This window comes from Pseudomonas sp. NPDC087029 (assembly GCF_044745345.1).
Classification (GTDB): domain Bacteria; phylum Pseudomonadota; class Gammaproteobacteria; order Pseudomonadales; family Pseudomonadaceae; genus Aquipseudomonas; species Aquipseudomonas faucium.
Genome location: NZ_JBIVAB010000004.1, coordinates 364,508 through 379,336, shown reverse-complemented (window position 1 = coordinate 379,336; position 14,829 = coordinate 364,508). Strand labels below are relative to the sequence as shown.

The following is a 14,829-nucleotide window of genomic DNA, read 5'->3' as shown; positions in this document are numbered from 1 at the left end:
CGGGCGCCATCACCGCAAGGCCTTTTCGATGGGTATAATGCGCGGCTTTCAATCCTTGCCAGGTGGTTTACATGGACAGCATCAACAGCCGTATCGCCGAGGAACTGGGCGTTCGCCCGCAGCAGGTCGAAGCGGCCGTGGGCTTGTTGGACGAAGGCTCGACCGTGCCCTTCATCGCCCGCTACCGCAAGGAAGTGACCGGCAGCCTGGACGACACCCAGCTGCGCCACCTGGAAGAGCGCCTGCGCTACCTGCGCGAACTCGATGAGCGCCGCGCCAGCATCCTGTCCAGCATCGAGGAGCAGGGCAAGCTGACCCCGGAGCTGGCCCGCGAGATCAAGCTGGCCGACACCAAGACCCGCCTCGAAGACCTTTACCTGCCGTACAAGCAAAAGCGCCGCACCAAGGGCCAGATCGCCCTGGAAGCCGGCCTCGGCGAGCTGGCCGACGGCCTGTTCAACGACCCGCAGCTGGCCCCGGAAACTGAAGCCGCGCGCTTCGTCGACGCCGACAAGGGCGTGGCCGACGTGAAGGCCGCGCTGGAAGGCGCCAAGTACATCCTCATGGAGCGCTTCGCCGAAGACGCCGCGCTGCTCGACAAGCTGCGCAACTTCCTCAAGCACGAAGCCGTGCTCAGCGCCCGCGTGGTGGCCGGCAAGGAAGAGGAAGGCGCCAAGTTCCGCGACTACTTCGCCCATGACGAACTGCTGCGCAACGCCCCGTCGCACCGCGCCCTGGCGATTTTCCGCGGGCGCAACGAAGGCGTGCTGAGCGCATCGCTGAAGGTCGGCGAAGAGCTGCCAGGCACCCTGCACCCGTGCGAAGTGATGATCGCCAGCCACTTCGGCCTGGCAAACCACAACCGCCCGGCCGACAAATGGCTGGGCGAAGTGGTGCGCTGGACCTGGAAGGTCAAGCTCTACACCCACCTGGAGACCGACCTGTTCGGCGAGCTGCGCGACAACGCCGAAGGCGAGGCGATCAACGTCTTCGCCCACAACCTGCACGACCTGCTGCTGGCCGCCCCGGCCGGCCCGCGCGCCACCCTGGGCTTCGACCCGGGCCTGCGTACCGGCTGCAAGGTCGCCGTGGTCGATGCCACCGGCAAGCTGCTGGACCACACCACGGTCTACCCGCATGCACCGAAGAACGACTGGGACCGCACCCTCTCCATCCTCGCTGCCCTGTGCGCCAAGCACTCGGTGGAGCTGATCGCCATCGGCAACGGCACTGCCAGCCGTGAAAGCGACAAGCTGGTGGGCGAGCTGGTGAAAAAATACCCAGCCCTGAAGATCACCAAGGTCATGGTCTCGGAAGCCGGCGCCTCGGTGTATTCGGCCTCGGAGCTGGCCGCCCGCGAGTTCCCGGACCTGGACGTGTCGATCCGCGGCGCGGTGTCGATCGCCCGTCGCCTGCAGGACCCGCTCGCCGAACTGGTGAAGATCGACCCGAAATCCATCGGTGTCGGCCAGTACCAGCACGACCTGTCCCAGCTGAAGCTGGCCCGCGGCCTGGACGCCGTGGTCGAGGACTGCGTGAACGCCGTGGGCGTGGACGTCAACACCGCCTCGGTGGCGCTGCTGACCCGCATTTCCGGCCTCAACGCGACCCTGGCGCAGAACATCGTCGCCCACCGCGATGCCAACGGCCCGTTCGCCACCCGCGCCGCGCTCAAGAAAGTCAGCCGCCTGGGCGAAAAAACCTACGAGCAGGCCGCAGGCTTCCTGCGCGTCATGAACGGCGACAACCCGCTCGATGCCTCGGCCGTGCACCCTGAGGCCTACCCGCTGGTCAAGCGCATCGCTGCCGATACCGACCGCGACATCCGCTCGCTGATCGGCGACAGCGGCTTCCTCAAGCGCCTCGACCCCAAGCGCTTCACCGACGAAACCTTCGGCCTGCCGACGGTCACCGACATCCTCCAGGAACTGGACAAACCCGGCCGCGACCCACGCCCCGAGTTCAAGACCGCCACCTTCCAGGACGGCGTCGAGGACCTCAAGGACCTGGAGCCGGGCATGATCCTCGAAGGCGTGGTCACCAACGTCACCAACTTCGGTGCCTTCGTCGACATCGGCGTGCACCAGGACGGCCTGGTGCACATCTCGGCGCTGTCGGAGAAGTTCGTCAAGGACCCGCGCGAAGCGGTCAAGGCCGGCGACGTGGTGAAGGTCAAGGTCATGGAAGTGGACATCCCGCGCAAGCGCGTCGGCCTGTCCATGCGCATGAGCGACACGCCGGGCGAGAAGGTCGAAGGCAACCGCGGCGGCAACCGTGGCAATGCCGGCAACCGCCCGCAGCAGGCCCCGCGCCAGCGTGAAACGGCCACCGCAGCCCCGGCCAACAACGCCATGGCGGCGCTGTTCGCCAACGCCAAGCAGCTGAAGAAGAAATGATGGAAATCCCCAAGGAACTGGTCGAAAGCGCCTACAGCCAGCTGCTTGGCTGCCGCGTGCAACGCCTGGACACAGGCGTTGCCGAGGTGGCCCTGGCGCTCGAGCCGCACTTGCGCAACCGCGGCCAGAAGCTGCACGGCGGGGCGATCTTCAGCCTGGTGGACATCGCCATGGGCCTGGCCTGCTCGGCCAGCCATGGCTTCGACCAGCAGAGCGTGACCATCGAGTGCAAGATCAACTACCTGCGCGCCGTCAGCGACGGTGAAGTGCTGTGCACCGCCCGCGTGCTGCACGCCGGGCGCCGCACCCTGGTGGTCGACGCCGACGTAGTCCAAGGCGACAAACTGGTGGCAAAAGCGCAAGGAACCTTCGCGGTTCTCTAGCTCACCAAGGGGTATCTGCGGTATTTTCCGGCAGTGCGCTGGCACTGCCGGAACCGCGTAAACCAGGCGACAACGCCAGTTCCTTTGTTCCTACCCTTGTAGACCGTTATCTCTACCCCCATATTGGGGCGACTGACGCGTGAAGGAATCCATCTTGAGCGACCTCCTCAACCGCCGCCTGAGCCTGCTCGGCGCCAATCTCCCCCTGCTCGAGCAGTGCCTGCACGGTATTGAGCGCGAATGCCTGCGTGTGACCGATGAAGGTCGCCTGGCCCAGACCCCACACCCCGAAGCGCTGGGTTCGGCGCTGACCAACGAGCAGATCACCACCGATTATTCCGAGTCGCTGCTGGAGTTCATCACCCCAGCCCTGGCAGACCCGGCCAAGGTGCTCGAGAGCCTCGAACAGACCCACCGCTTCGTCTACAGCAAGCTCGCCGACGAATACCTGTGGAGCCCGTCAATGCCGTGCACGCTGCCGGCCGAGGAGGACATCCCGATCGCCGAATACGGCACCTCCAATATCGGCAAGCTCAAGCACGTCTACCGCAAGGGCCTGGCCCTGCGTTACGGCCGCACCATGCAGTGCATCGCCGGTATCCACTACAACTTCTCGCTGCCCGAAGCGCTGTGGCCCCTGCTGCGCGACGCCGAAGGCAGCAGCGAAAGCGACCGCGACTACCAGTCCTCGGCCTACATTGCGCTGATCCGCAACTTCCGCCGCTACAGCTGGCTGCTGATGTACCTGTTCGGCGCCTCGCCGGCACTGGACAAAGGCTTCCTGCGTGGCCGCCCGCACCAGCTCGAAGAGCTCGATGGCGAAACCCTGTTCCTGCCTTACGCCACCAGCCTGCGCATGAGCGACCTGGGTTACCAGAGCAACGCCCAGGCCGGCCTCACGCCTTGCTACAACAACCTCGACAGCTACACCGACAGCCTGCGCAAGGCCGTCGGCACGCCCTACCCGCCCTATGTCGAGATCGGCACCCATGTGGATGGCGAATGGGTGCAGTTGAACACCAACATCCTGCAGATCGAGAACGAGTACTACTCGAACATCCGCCCCAAGCGCGTCACCTACACCGGCGAGCGGCCGGTCCAGGCCCTGACCTCGCGCGGCGTGCAATATGTGGAAGTGCGCTGCCTGGACATCAACCCGTTCCTGCCGGTGGGCATCGACCTGACCGAGGCCCGCTTCCTCGATGCGTTCCTGCTGTTCTGCGCACTGGAAGAAAGCCCGCAGCTGGACAACGGCGAATGCAGCCAGTGCACCAGCAACTTCCTCACCGTGGTCAAGGAAGGCCGTCGCCCAGGCCTGGAGCTGCACCGCGATGGCCAGCCGATCACACTCAAGGCCTGGGCCACCGAGCTGATCGGGCGCATCGGCCAGCTGGCCGACCTGCTCGACCGCACCCACGGCGGCGATGAACACGCCAAGGCATTGGAAGAGCAGCAGGCCAAGGTCGACGACGCCTCGCTGACGCCGTCGGCGCAGGTCCTGGCGCGCATGACCGAGCATGACGAAAACTTCGTGCAGTTCTCCCTGCGCCAAAGCCGCATCCATGCCGAAACCTTCCGCGAGCAGCCGCTGCCCGTCGAGCGCCAGCAGGCCTACGAGACCCTGGCCCGCGACTCGCTGGCCGAGCAGTCGCGCCTGGAGCAACAGGAGGTCGGCGACTTCGACCTGTTCGTCGGTGCGTACCAGGCCAGTATCCTGGCGATCAGCAACTGATGACCCGCAGCCCCACCCCACGCAAGCCACGCGCCAGCAGCCAGGCCAGGATCGAAGCGATCCTGGCGGCCGCGCGCGAGCTGCTGGCCGGGCAAGGGGTGGCGGCGTTGTCGATCTACAGCGTGGCCGAGCGGGCGCAGATCCCGCCTTCGTCGGTGTACCACTTCTTCGCCAGCGTGCCGGCCTTGCTCGAAGCGCTGACCGCCGATGTGCACCGGGCCTTTCGCGAAGCGCTGCGCGCGCCGATCGACAGCAGTGCATTCGATACCTGGCATGAGCTGTCCCGCCTGATCGAGCAGCGCATGCTGGCCATCTACAACGAGGACGCTGCGGCGCGGCAGCTGATTCTGGCGCAGCACGGGCTGAGCGAGGTGGTGCAGGCCGACCGGCAGCACGACATGGAACTGGGCGACTTGATGCACAAGCTGTTCGACCAGCACTTCAAGCTGCCGGTGATGCCTGGCGATGTGGATGTGTTTGCCTTGGCCATGGAGCTGAGCGACCGCGTGTATGCGCGCTCGGTGCAGCTGCATGAGCAGATCACCCCGCGCATGGCCGAGGAAGGCAAGCGGGTGTTCGAGGCGTACCTGGGGTTGTATCTGCCGCCGTTTCTGGCGAAACGCTAAGGATTTCACCGGCCCTATCGCCGGCAAGCCGGCTCCCACAGGTACCGTGCAAGGCCAAAGCCTGCAGAGAACCTGTGGGAGCCGGCTTGCCGGCGATAGCGGTCGCTGCCACGGCCTCACAGCTTGGCGATGGAGACCTCGGTCGATTTCACGAAGGCAATCACTTCACTGCCCACCTGCAGCTCCAGCTCTTTCACCGAACGCGTGGTAATCACCGACGTCACGATGCCCGAGGCCGTCTGCACGTCGATTTCCGACAGCACCGGGCCTTCGAGGATTTCTTTCACGGTGCCTTTGAACTGGTTACGGACGTTGATCGCTTTGATAGTCATGGCTTGATTCCTTCTCTTTGGCTTCAGTCTGGTAAGTGAGTCGTCAGTGCGCCCAACGCAGTTGCGTGGGCAAAGGGGCTACAGGGTCCGGCTCGGGCGGTGTGCCCGGGGCCGACAGAACGCGGTTGAGCACTTCGCTTTCCAGCGCGGCCAGGCGGTGCGAACCACGCGCCCTGGGCCTTGCCAGCTCGACAGTGAGGTCCAGGCCGACTTCGCCGTCCTCGATCAGGATCACCCGATCGGCCACCGCGACGGCTTCATTGACGTCGTGGGTCACCAGCAGCACGGTGAAGCCGTGCTGCCGCCACAGGCGTTCGATCAGTTGCTGCATCTCGATACGGGTCAGCGCATCCAGCGCGCCCAGTGGCTCGTCCAGCAGCAGCAGGCGCGGCTGGTGGATCAGTGCGCGGGCCAGGGCCACACGCTGTTTCTGGCCACCGGACAACGCCGCTGGCCATTCATTGGCACGGTCAGCCAGGCCGACCGCCTCCAGGGCATCCAGCGCGCGTTGGCGCCAGTCGCCACGCAGGCCCAGGCCGACGTTGTCGATCACCTTCTTCCAGGGCAGCAGGCGTGCATCCTGGAACATCAGACGGGTGTCCTCGCGGGCATCGGCCAGCGGTGCCGGGCCTGCCAGCAGCTCGCCGGCGCTGGGCTGGTCGAGCCCGGCCAAGAGGCGCAGCAAGGTGCTCTTGCCGCAGCCGCTGCGCCCGACGATGGCAACGAACTGGCCGGCCGGGATGTGCAGGTCGATGCCGCGCAGCACTTCACGCTGGCCGAAGGTCTTGCGCAGGCCGTTGGCGGCCAGCGGGATGCCCCGCAGCAAGCGTGGCGGTTGTTCCTTGAGCACGGTCATGCGCCCTCCTTCTTGGCCACTTGGTAGGCCGGGTGCCAGCGCAGCCACACACGCTCCAGGCCGCGAGCGGCGAGGTCGGCGAGCTTGCCGAGCACGGCATAGAGGACGATCGCCAGCACCACCACGTCGGTCTGCAGGAATTCACGGGCATTCATCGCCAGGTAGCCGATGCCGGAGTTGGCCGAAATGGTCTCGGCCACGATCAGGGTCAGCCACATGAAGCCCAGGGCGAAGCGCACCCCGACCAGGATCGACGGCAGCGCGCCCGGCAGGATCACCTGGCGGAACAGGCCGAAGCCCGACAGGCCATAGCTGCGCGCCATCTCAACCAGCGCCGGGTCGACGTTGCGGATGCCGTGGTAGGTGTTCAGGTAGATCGGGAACAGCGTGCCCAGCGCGACCAGGAAGATCTTCGCCGACTCGTCGATACCGAACCACAGGATCACCAGCGGGATCAGCGCCAGGTGCGGCACGTTGCGGATCATCTGCACCGAGCTGTCGAGCAGGCGTTCGCCCCAGTTCGACAGGCCGGTGATGAAGCCCAGCACCAGGCCGATGCTGCCACCGATCAGAAAGCCCAGGCCGGCACGCCAGCCGCTGATGGCCAGGTGGGTCCAGATTTCACCGCTGCGCACCAGCTCGACACCGGCGCTGACCACCGCGCTGGGCGCTGGCAGGATGCGCGTCGACAGCCAGCCCGCGCTGACCGCCAGCTGCCACACCGCCAGCAGCGCCAGCGGCAGTGCCCACGGCGCCAGGCGCTGGGTCAGGGTGGAGGACGTTGCACGACTCATGGCCCGGTCCTCAGCTCTGCGACACGGACTTGGGCAGGATGTCGTTGGCCACCATCTCGCCGAACGGGCTCACGTAGCCGCCGCTTTTCGGCTGCTCCGGGCGCTGCACGTCGAGGTGCGGGAACAGCAGCTCGGCAACGCGGTAGGACTCTTCCAGGTGCGGGTAGCCGGAGAAGATGAAGGTATCGATGCCCAGCTCGGCATATTCCTTGACCCGCGCCGCCACGGTCGGGCCATCGCCGACCAGTGCAGTACCGGCGCCACCGCGTACCAGGCCGACACCGGCCCACAGGTTGGGGCTGACTTCCAGGTTGTCGCGGTTGCCACCGTGCAGGGCGGCCATGCGCTGCTGGCCCACCGAGTCGAAGCGCGCCAGCGAAGCCTGGGCGCGGGCGATGGTGTCGTCGTCCAGGTGCGAGATCAGGCGGTCGGCTGCGGCCCAGGCCTCTTCGTTGGTTTCCCGCACGATCACGTGCAGGCGGATGCCAAAGCGCACTTCACGGCCCTGGGCAGCGGCTTTCTCACGCACCTGGGCGATTTTTTCGGCAACGGCGGCAGGCGGCTCGCCCCAGGTCAGGTACAGCTCGACCTGCTCGGCAGCCAGGTCCTGGGCGGCTTCGGACGAGCCACCGAAGTACAGCGGCGGGCGCGGCTGTTGGATCGGTGGGTAGAGCAGCTTGGCGCCCTTCACCTGGATGTGCTTGCCGTCGTAGTCGACGTTCTCGCCTTCCAGCACCTTGCGCCAGATGCGGGTGAACTCGACCGAGGCTTCGTAGCGTTCCTGGTGGTTCAGGTGCAGGCCGTCACCGGCCAGCTCGTCCGGGTCGCCCCCGGTCACCAGGTTGAACAGTGCACGGCCGTTGGACAGGCGGTCCAGGGTTGCCGCCTGGCGCGCGGCCACGGTCGGCGAAATGATGCCCGGGCGCAGGGCGACCAGGAACTTCAGGCGCTGGGTCACCGGGATCAGCGATGCGGCCACCAGCCAGGAATCCTCGCAGGAGCGCCCGGTGGGGATCAGCACCCCGCCGAAGCCCAGGCGGTCGGCGGCCTGGGCGATCTGCTGCAGGTAACCGTGGTCGACCGCGCGAGCGCCGTCGGAAGTGCCCAGGTACTTGCCGTCACCGTGGGTTGGGAGGAACCAGAAAATGTTAAGGCTCATTGGAGTTGTCTCCTCAGGGGTGGCTCAAGCCGGGGCGGCGCCCCGGCGCAGGCTGATCGATCAAGGCGCGCTGGCGACCTTGGCCGGGGGTGTCCAGATCACGTCCTTGATGCTCAGCGCCTTGGGAATCAGCTTGAGCGCCGTGAAGGTGTCGGCGATTTTCTGTTGCGAAGCCACCACCTCGGGGGTCAGCGGGCTGGCACCGTAGCCTTGGCGCTTGACCGAGGTCAGGGTGATCTCGGCGGGCAGGCCGAGCAGCGGCGCAACCTGGTCGGTGACCTGCTGCGGGTTGGCCTGGGACCATTGGCCCACGGCGCGCACTTCTTCGATCAAGGTGTTGATCACGGCCGGGTGCTGGGTCGCGTAGTTGCGGGTGGCCAGGTAGAACTGGTGGTTGTCGACCAGGCCCTTGCCATCACGCAGGGTCCGGGCCTGCAGCTGCTGCTCGGCGGCGGCCTGGTACGGGTCCCAGATCACCCAGGCATCGACGCTGCCACGCTCGAAGGCGGCGCGGGCATCGGCGGGCGGCAGGTACACCGGCTGGATATCGCTGTACTGAAGGCCGGCGTCCTGCAGGGCGCGGACCAGCAGGTAATGGACGTTGGAGCCTTTGTTGAGGGCGACTTTCTTGCCCTTGAGCTCTTTCACCGACTGGATCGGCGAGCCCTTGGGCACGAGGATGGCTTCGCTGTGCGGCGCAGGCGGCTCGTAGGCCACATAGAGCAGGTCGGCACCGGCGGCCTGGGCGAACACGGGTGGGGTTTCGCCGGTGACGCCGAAGTCGATGGAGCCGACGTTCAGGCCTTCGAGCAGCTGCGGGCCACCTGGGAATTCGGTCCACTGCACCTGCACGCCCTGCTCGGCCAGGCGCTTCTCCAGCGTGCCCTTGGCCTTGAGCAGCACCAGGGTGCCGTATTTCTGGTAACCGATGCGCAGGCTCTCGGCCTGGGCTTGGGTAATGGCGCCGAAGGACACAGCCGCCGCAAACAGGGCGACCAGACCACGACGCAAGAAGACTGTGCGCATGGCGCTCTCCTGTGCGATTGGGTTCGGGTTGCACCTGCTTGCCTCGTTGGCGGGCGAGTAAGGTGATACAGCGGTAGGACGGGGATCAGAGGATCTGTGGAAAAGACAGTACCAATGTTTTTATATATCTAGAAATCATATTTTTTCATTTGTTTATTCCATTTTGCATTTATCGCTCGCGCTTGTTGCAGGATAAAAAAGGGCCGTCGAAACGGCCCGAATATCCCTGCTATGGCTAAGAGCAATGCAACGAGGAATTCTTCAGCGATTGGGTTGCGGGGTCAGCCGCAGGTACGGCTTGACCGCCCGATAACCTTTGGGGAAGCGCTGCTTGATCTCGTCCTCGTCCTTGAGCGAAGGCACGATCACCACCTCGTCGCCGTCCTGCCAGTTGCCTGGCGTGGCGACCTTGTGGGTGTCGGTCAGTTGCAGCGAGTCGATCACCCGCAGGATCTCGTTGAAGTTGCGCCCGGTACTGGCCGGATAGGTGATGGTCAGGCGCACCTTCTTGTTCGGGTCGATGACGAACAGCGAGCGCACGGTCAGGGTGTCGCTGGCGTTGGGGTGAATCAGGTCGTACAGGTCGGACACCTTGCGGTCGGCGTCGGCGATGATCGGGAAGTTGACCACGGTGTTCTGGGTCTCGTTGATGTCCTCGATCCACTTGTGGTGCGAGTCGACCGGGTCGACCGAGAGCGCGATGGCCTTGACGCCGCGCTTGGCGAAGTCGCCCTTGAGCTTGGCGGTCAGGCCCAGCTCGGTGGTGCACACCGGGGTGAAGTCGGCCGGGTGGGAGAACAGCACACCCCAGCTATTGCCCAGCCATTCGTGGAAACGGATCTTGCCTTCGCTGGAATCCTGTTCGAAATCAGGGGCGATGTCGCCGAGTTTGAGGCTCATGGGGTGCGGCTCCTGTGCTGTGTTCTGGCCTTGTGGGGTTCAATGTGCCTGCATCCGAATAAAAACAAAAAGAATAAATACTGATTTATTTATAACCTTATTGCATACCGAATGGCAGGCACAAAAAAGCCTCGCACTAGGCGAGGCTTTCTGTGTGGCTACGACTTACATGAAGGCGTAAGTGTAGTTCACGATGAAGCGAGCCTGATCCTGGTCTTTGGTGAACTCGCTGCTCGAGCCACCGCTACCACGGTAGACACCTTGACGCAGGCTGAAGCCCAGGCCTTTGAGGGTGCCGTCCTGGATGGTGTAGTCGATACGCGCGTCACGCTCCCACTCGTTGTAGGTACCGTGGCCGCTGCGGTAGCGAATGTCGTCACCACGCAGGTAGGCAACCGATGCTTTCAGACCTGGGACACCCAGGGCAGCGAAGTCATAGGCGTACTGGCCGAAGTTGGTGTTCTCACCCGCACGGGCGAACTGGTTGATCATGCTGTCGGTGAACAGGTAGAAGCTGGAGCCACCTGCGCCTTCGGAGCTGCCGTTGTCATTGACCAGGCTGCCCTGGCCCAGCCACACGAAGCCACCGTCGTCACCGACTTGCTGGCGACCGACCAGGAACGAGTGACCACCCAGGGTATAGGTGAACATCGCCGACCAGGTCTTGTTGTCGATCTCGCCAAGGTGCTTGGCGTAGCCGCCGTTGTTGTTGAAGTTGTAGGTGCTGTCGTTGCCGTTCTTGCCGTCGCTGCTGCTGTCGAAGTAGCGCAGGTCGGTCTTGAACGACTGGTTGTCAGAAATCTTGAAGACGTGGGTCGCACCCAGGAAGTGCTGCTTGTAGAAGTCTTCCAGGTTCGAGTAGTAGTACTGCAGGGTCAGGTCTGGAGTGAGCTTGTAGTCCAGGCCGCCGTAGCGGAACTTGTTGCTTTCTGCAGTAGCGCCAGCCACGGACAGACCGGTACGGTTGCTCGAGGCGCGACCCATGGCGTGGGTCAGCTGACCGGCGTTGATGGTCAGGTTGTCGATTTCCTTCGACTGGATGGTGCCACCCTCGAAGGTCTGCGGCAGCAGACGACCATCGTTGGAAACCAGGATTGGCAGGTTCGGTGCCAGGGCGCTACCGAAGTGCGCTTCGGTCTTGGAGAAGCGTGCCTTGGCGTTGGCGCCCAGGCGAGCCCATTGGCTTTCTGCCGACTTGTCGTGTGCGCTCGGGAAGAAGCTGCTGTTATCAGGGTGCTTGCCCTTGCCGCCGTCGAGGTGGATGCCCCATAGCGCTTGAGCGTCGACGCCGAAGCCAACGGTACCTTGGGTGAAGCCGGAAATGTAGTCGAGCTTGAAGCCCTGACCCGATTCACGGTTGTCGTTGACGCCACCTTCGCGGGTGTCGTTGTTGAAGTACATGGTGCGCGAGCTCAGCGCCAGTTTGCTGTCTTCAACGAAACCGGCAGCGCCTGCAGTTTGGGCGATGACCCCCAGTGCCACGGCCACGGCCAGGCTGGACTTGTACATGTTTTGCTCCTCTACGTTCTAATTCTTGTGTATCTCTGGCGGCGGAGTCTTCTGCCCCGCTCACCGTGGATGGGCGATTTAGTCCCAAAGCGTGACCAATAAGTCAATCGTTTCTGAACGTTTCGCGACTTTGGTCTAAGGACGCAACCTGCGCTACAGGATAATGACAATCCTATAAATCCAAAATGACCGTTTTATGAATTAGTAAGATTTTTACGGAATATAGGTGAAACCTTTACTGCAAAAAGTTGTATCGACCCCGTCAATCATACCTTTAGGTTATTTGCAAACGTTTGCCGACCGGTTACCCGTCAACCACCCCTGACGAGGGGACAAAGACTAGCAGCGCACGGGTGTTCCGCCAGTGGGCATTTCCCAGGCAAGCCGCGTTAAAGCATTTGGCTCCTAAGCTAATGCGAAAAAGTTATTTATTTTCGATTTCTTAGATCATCTAGTCTTCTCGCCATCCATCACATCGATTGCCTGACGAGAGGTTCACCATGATCCCGTATGCCCCGCTGCGCCTGTTCGCCGCCCTGACTCTCGCCAGCACCAGCTGGTTGGCCCAGGCCGCCGACCTCACGGTCGCCTACCAGACCACCGTCGACCCAGCCAAGGTGGCCCAGGTCGATGGCGCCTACGAAAAGGCCAGCAAGGCCGACATCGCCTGGCGCAAGTTCGACAACGGCGCCGATGTGATCACCGCCGTCGCCAGCGGCGACGTGCAGATCGGCTACCTCGGTTCCAGCCCGCTGGCAGCCGCCGCCACCCGCAAGCTGCCGGTGCAAACCTTCCTCATCGCCACCCAGATCGGTGCAGGCGAAGCGCTGGTCGCGCGTGACAGCATCAAGACGCCGCAAGACCTGGTCGGCAAGAAAGTCGCCGTGCCGTTCGTTTCCACCGGCCACTACAGCCTGCTGGCGGCGCTCAAGGGCTGGAACATCGACCCCTCCAAGGTGCAGATCCTCAACCTCGCGCCACCGGCGATCATCGCCGCCTGGAAGCGCGGCGACATCGACGCCACCTACGTCTGGGACCCGGCCCTGGGCGTGGCCAAGGAAAACGGCAAGGTGCTGATCACCTCGGGCCAACTGGCCGAACAAGGCGCGCCGACCTTCGACGCCTGGATCGTGCGCAAGGACTTCGCCGACAAGCACCCCGACGTGGTCAAGGCCTTCGCCAAGGTCACCCTCGACGCCTACGCCGACTACCGCAAGGACCCAAAAGCCTGGCTCGCCAACCAGGACAACGTGGCCAAGCTGGTCAAGCTGTCCGGCGCCAAGGCCAGCGACATCCCGGTGCTGCTGGAAGGCAACGTCTACCCACTGGCCGCCGACCAGGCCAACGCCCTGGGCGCACCGACCACCAAGGCGCTGACCGATACCGCCAACTTCCTCAAGCAACAGGGCAAGGTCGACGCGGTGCTGCCGGACTACTCGCCTTACGTCAGCGCCAAATACCTGCCCAACTGAACCTGACCCGGAGCCCGTCATGGCCTTGCTCGAGCTGGAGCGCATCAGCGCACAGTACCCCGGCGCCACCACCCCGGTGCTGGCCGACATCAACCTGAGCCTGGGGCCTCGCCAACTGCTGGTGGCCCTCGGGCCATCGGGCAGCGGCAAGACCTCGCTGCTGAACCTGATCGCCGGCTTCGTCGCCCCCAGCGGCGGGCGCATCAGCCTCGATGGCGTGCCGGTGCAAGGCCCCGGCGCCGAGCGTGGCGTGGTGTTCCAGGACGACGCCCTGCTGCCCTGGCAGAACGTGCTGGGCAACGTCGCCTTCGGCCTCGAGCTGGCTGGCGTGGCGCGCAGCGAACGTGAAGCCAAGGCCCGCGAAATGCTCGCGCTGGTCGACCTGGCCGGCTTCGGCGATCGGCGTATCTGGCAGCTGTCCGGTGGCCAGAAACAGCGCGTGGGCCTGGCCCGCGCGCTGGCAGCCGACCCACGGGTGCTGCTGATGGACGAGCCGTTCGGTGCGCTCGACGCCTTCACCCGCGAGCAGATGCAGGAGTTGCTGCTGCAGGTGTGGCAGCGCACCGCCAAGCCGGTGTTCCTGATTACCCATGACATCGAGGAAGCCGTGTTCCTGGCCAGCGAGCTGGTGCTGCTGGCACCCAACCCGGGGCGTGTGGTCGAGCGCCTGCAGCTGGACTTCGGCCAGCGCTACGCCGCCGGCGAGTCGGCCCGGGCGATCAAGTCCGACCCCCGCTTCATCGAAACCCGCGAGCATGTGCTGGCGCGGGTGTTCTCCCAACGCCAAAGCCTGCAGGAGCCCGCATGAGCAGCCTCGATCTGCCGGTCGCCGGCAAGCGCGACGCCCAATCCCGGCCAGCCGTGAACGCCCGCCGCCCCCTTTCAACCCGCTGGATCAGCACCCTGACCCTGGCCAGCCTGCTGCTGGCCTGGTGGCTGGTGACCGCCGCCGGCTGGATCGAGCCGCTGTTCCTGCCCTCGCCTGGCGACATCCTGGCCAAGGGCTGGGCGCTGCTCACCCAGGGCTACATGGACGCCAGCCTGTGGCAGCACCTGGGTGCCAGCCTCGGCCGCATCGGCCTGGCCCTGGCCGCCGCCACCCTGACGGCCATCCCAGTCGGCATCGCCATCGGCTACAACCGCGTGGCCCGCGGCATCCTCGACCCACTGATCGAGTTCTACCGGCCGATTCCGCCGCTGGCCTACCTGCCGCTGATCGTCATCTGGTGCGGCATCGGCGAGCTGTCCAAGGTGCTGCTGATCTACCTGGCGATCTTCGCCCCGATCGCCATCGCCACGGCCACCGGCGTGCGTACCGTCGACCCGGCCAAGCTGCGCGCCGCGCAGTCGCTGGGGGCCACCCGGGCGCAGCTGATTCGCCATGTGATCCTGCCCAGCGCGCTGCCCGACATCCTCACCGGCATCCGCATCGGCCTGGGCGTCGGCTGGTCGACCCTGGTCGCCGCCGAGCTGATCGCCGCCACCAGCGGCCTGGGCTTCATGGTGCAGTCGGCGGCGCAGTTCCTGGTCACCGATGTGGTGGTGCTGGGCATCCTGCTGATCGCCCTGATCGCCTTCGCCCTGGAGATGGGCCTGCGCGCCCTGCAACGCAAGCTGGTGCCCTGGCACGGGCAAAGCCACTGA

Annotated in this window: 14 protein-coding genes; 7 read left to right on the top strand and 7 right to left on the bottom strand. The window is 64.8% G+C overall.

From position 1 onward, the window contains the following. Positions 1 to 71: 71 nt before the first annotated feature. From ACIPG5_RS10065 to ACIPG5_RS10050, 4 genes are all read left to right on the top strand, one after another. Positions 72 to 2,396, top strand: a complete 2,325-nt coding sequence (locus ACIPG5_RS10065) for a Tex family protein (protein ID WP_401374659.1) — start codon at positions 72 to 74, stop codon at positions 2,394 to 2,396. Next, positions 2,396 to 2,779, top strand: a complete 384-nt coding sequence (locus tag ACIPG5_RS10060; RefSeq protein WP_176511972.1) for a PaaI family thioesterase — start codon at positions 2,396 to 2,398, stop codon at positions 2,777 to 2,779. The genes ACIPG5_RS10065 and ACIPG5_RS10060 overlap by 1 nt, the downstream gene beginning before the upstream one ends. 154 nt (positions 2,780 to 2,933) lie before the next feature. After that, positions 2,934 to 4,511 (top strand): glutamate--cysteine ligase, encoded by a 1,578-nt coding sequence (gene gshA, locus ACIPG5_RS10055; RefSeq protein ID WP_401374656.1) that lies wholly within the window; start codon positions 2,934 to 2,936, stop codon positions 4,509 to 4,511. After that, positions 4,511 to 5,137, top strand: coding sequence for a TetR/AcrR family transcriptional regulator (locus ACIPG5_RS10050; RefSeq protein ID WP_176511974.1), 627 nt, complete (start codon positions 4,511 to 4,513; stop codon positions 5,135 to 5,137). The genes gshA and ACIPG5_RS10050 overlap by 1 nt, the downstream gene beginning before the upstream one ends. Positions 5,138 to 5,253: 116 nt before the next feature. Here ACIPG5_RS10050 and ACIPG5_RS10045 read toward each other — a convergent pair whose 3' ends face one another. The 7 genes from ACIPG5_RS10045 to ACIPG5_RS10015 form a co-directional block, all read right to left on the bottom strand. Next, positions 5,254 to 5,469, bottom strand: a complete 216-nt coding sequence (locus ACIPG5_RS10045) for a molybdopterin-binding protein (protein ID WP_008095172.1) — start codon at positions 5,467 to 5,469, stop codon at positions 5,254 to 5,256. Between the two features lie 43 nt (positions 5,470 to 5,512). Further along, on the bottom strand, positions 5,513 to 6,325 hold the full coding sequence (gene ssuB / locus ACIPG5_RS10040) for an aliphatic sulfonates ABC transporter ATP-binding protein (protein ID WP_176511975.1): 813 nt from the start codon (positions 6,323 to 6,325) through the stop codon (positions 5,513 to 5,515). Next, positions 6,322 to 7,119 (bottom strand): aliphatic sulfonate ABC transporter permease SsuC, encoded by a 798-nt coding sequence (ssuC, locus tag ACIPG5_RS10035; protein ID WP_176511976.1) that lies wholly within the window; start codon positions 7,117 to 7,119, stop codon positions 6,322 to 6,324. The genes ssuB and ssuC overlap by 4 nt, the downstream gene beginning before the upstream one ends. Before the next feature lie 10 nt (positions 7,120 to 7,129). Next, complete coding sequence (ssuD, locus tag ACIPG5_RS10030; RefSeq protein ID WP_176511977.1) at positions 7,130 to 8,278, bottom strand: FMNH2-dependent alkanesulfonate monooxygenase; 1,149 nt, start codon at positions 8,276 to 8,278, stop codon at positions 7,130 to 7,132. A 60-nt stretch (positions 8,279 to 8,338) separates the two neighbouring features. Beyond that, the gene (locus ACIPG5_RS10025) at positions 8,339 to 9,304 is read right to left on the bottom strand and encodes a sulfonate ABC transporter substrate-binding protein (protein WP_236237927.1); all 966 of its coding nucleotides are present in this window, start codon (positions 9,302 to 9,304) and stop codon (positions 8,339 to 8,341) included. Between the two features lie 261 nt (positions 9,305 to 9,565). Next, positions 9,566 to 10,204, bottom strand: coding sequence for a peroxiredoxin (locus tag ACIPG5_RS10020; RefSeq protein WP_176511979.1), 639 nt, complete (start codon positions 10,202 to 10,204; stop codon positions 9,566 to 9,568). A gap of 165 nt (positions 10,205 to 10,369) precedes the next feature. Beyond that, positions 10,370 to 11,713: an OprD family outer membrane porin gene (locus ACIPG5_RS10015; protein WP_176511980.1), complete on the bottom strand. Its 1,344-nt coding sequence runs from the start codon at positions 11,711 to 11,713 to the stop codon at positions 10,370 to 10,372. 500 nt (positions 11,714 to 12,213) lie between these two features. On the opposite strand from ACIPG5_RS10015, the gene tauA reads away from it, so the two are divergent. The 3 genes from tauA to tauC are packed head-to-tail and all read left to right on the top strand — an operon-like array spanning position 12,214 to position 14,829. Then, positions 12,214 to 13,185, top strand: coding sequence for a taurine ABC transporter substrate-binding protein (tauA, locus tag ACIPG5_RS10010; protein ID WP_401374650.1), 972 nt, complete (start codon positions 12,214 to 12,216; stop codon positions 13,183 to 13,185). Positions 13,186 to 13,204: 19 nt separating this feature from the next. Then, positions 13,205 to 13,993 carry a taurine ABC transporter ATP-binding subunit gene (gene tauB / locus ACIPG5_RS10005; RefSeq protein ID WP_314618110.1) on the top strand — a complete coding sequence of 263 codons (789 nt, stop codon included), beginning with the start codon at positions 13,205 to 13,207 and terminating at the stop codon, positions 13,991 to 13,993. Then, positions 13,990 to 14,829 (top strand): taurine ABC transporter permease TauC, encoded by an 840-nt coding sequence (gene tauC / locus ACIPG5_RS10000; RefSeq protein ID WP_176511983.1) that lies wholly within the window; start codon positions 13,990 to 13,992, stop codon positions 14,827 to 14,829. Before tauB ends, tauC begins: the two co-directional genes overlap by 4 nt.

What these genes read in the sequence shown, in the direction of transcription:
- tauB (WP_314618110.1), top strand. Translation starts at nt 13,205, where the DNA reads ATGGCCTTGCTCGAGCTGGAGCGCATCAGCGCACAGTACCCCGGCGCC.
- ssuC (WP_176511976.1), bottom strand. Translation starts at nt 7,119, where the DNA reads ATGAGTCGTGCAACGTCCTCCACCCTGACCCAGCGCCTGGCGCCGTGG.
- ACIPG5_RS10050 (WP_176511974.1), top strand. Translation starts at nt 4,511, where the DNA reads ATGACCCGCAGCCCCACCCCACGCAAGCCACGCGCCAGCAGCCAGGCC.
- ACIPG5_RS10020 (WP_176511979.1), bottom strand. Translation starts at nt 10,204, where the DNA reads ATGAGCCTCAAACTCGGCGACATCGCCCCTGATTTCGAACAGGATTCC.
- ACIPG5_RS10065 (WP_401374659.1), top strand. Translation starts at nt 72, where the DNA reads ATGGACAGCATCAACAGCCGTATCGCCGAGGAACTGGGCGTTCGCCCG.
- ssuB (WP_176511975.1), bottom strand. Translation starts at nt 6,325, where the DNA reads ATGACCGTGCTCAAGGAACAACCGCCACGCTTGCTGCGGGGCATCCCG.
- ACIPG5_RS10015 (WP_176511980.1), bottom strand. Translation starts at nt 11,713, where the DNA reads ATGTACAAGTCCAGCCTGGCCGTGGCCGTGGCACTGGGGGTCATCGCC.
- ssuD (WP_176511977.1), bottom strand. Translation starts at nt 8,278, where the DNA reads ATGAGCCTTAACATTTTCTGGTTCCTCCCAACCCACGGTGACGGCAAG.
- ACIPG5_RS10045 (WP_008095172.1), bottom strand. Translation starts at nt 5,469, where the DNA reads ATGACTATCAAAGCGATCAACGTCCGTAACCAGTTCAAAGGCACCGTG.
- tauA (WP_401374650.1), top strand. Translation starts at nt 12,214, where the DNA reads ATGATCCCGTATGCCCCGCTGCGCCTGTTCGCCGCCCTGACTCTCGCC.
- ACIPG5_RS10025 (WP_236237927.1), bottom strand. Translation starts at nt 9,304, where the DNA reads ATGCGCACAGTCTTCTTGCGTCGTGGTCTGGTCGCCCTGTTTGCGGCG.
- ACIPG5_RS10060 (WP_176511972.1), top strand. Translation starts at nt 2,396, where the DNA reads ATGGAAATCCCCAAGGAACTGGTCGAAAGCGCCTACAGCCAGCTGCTT.
- tauC (WP_176511983.1), top strand. Translation starts at nt 13,990, where the DNA reads ATGAGCAGCCTCGATCTGCCGGTCGCCGGCAAGCGCGACGCCCAATCC.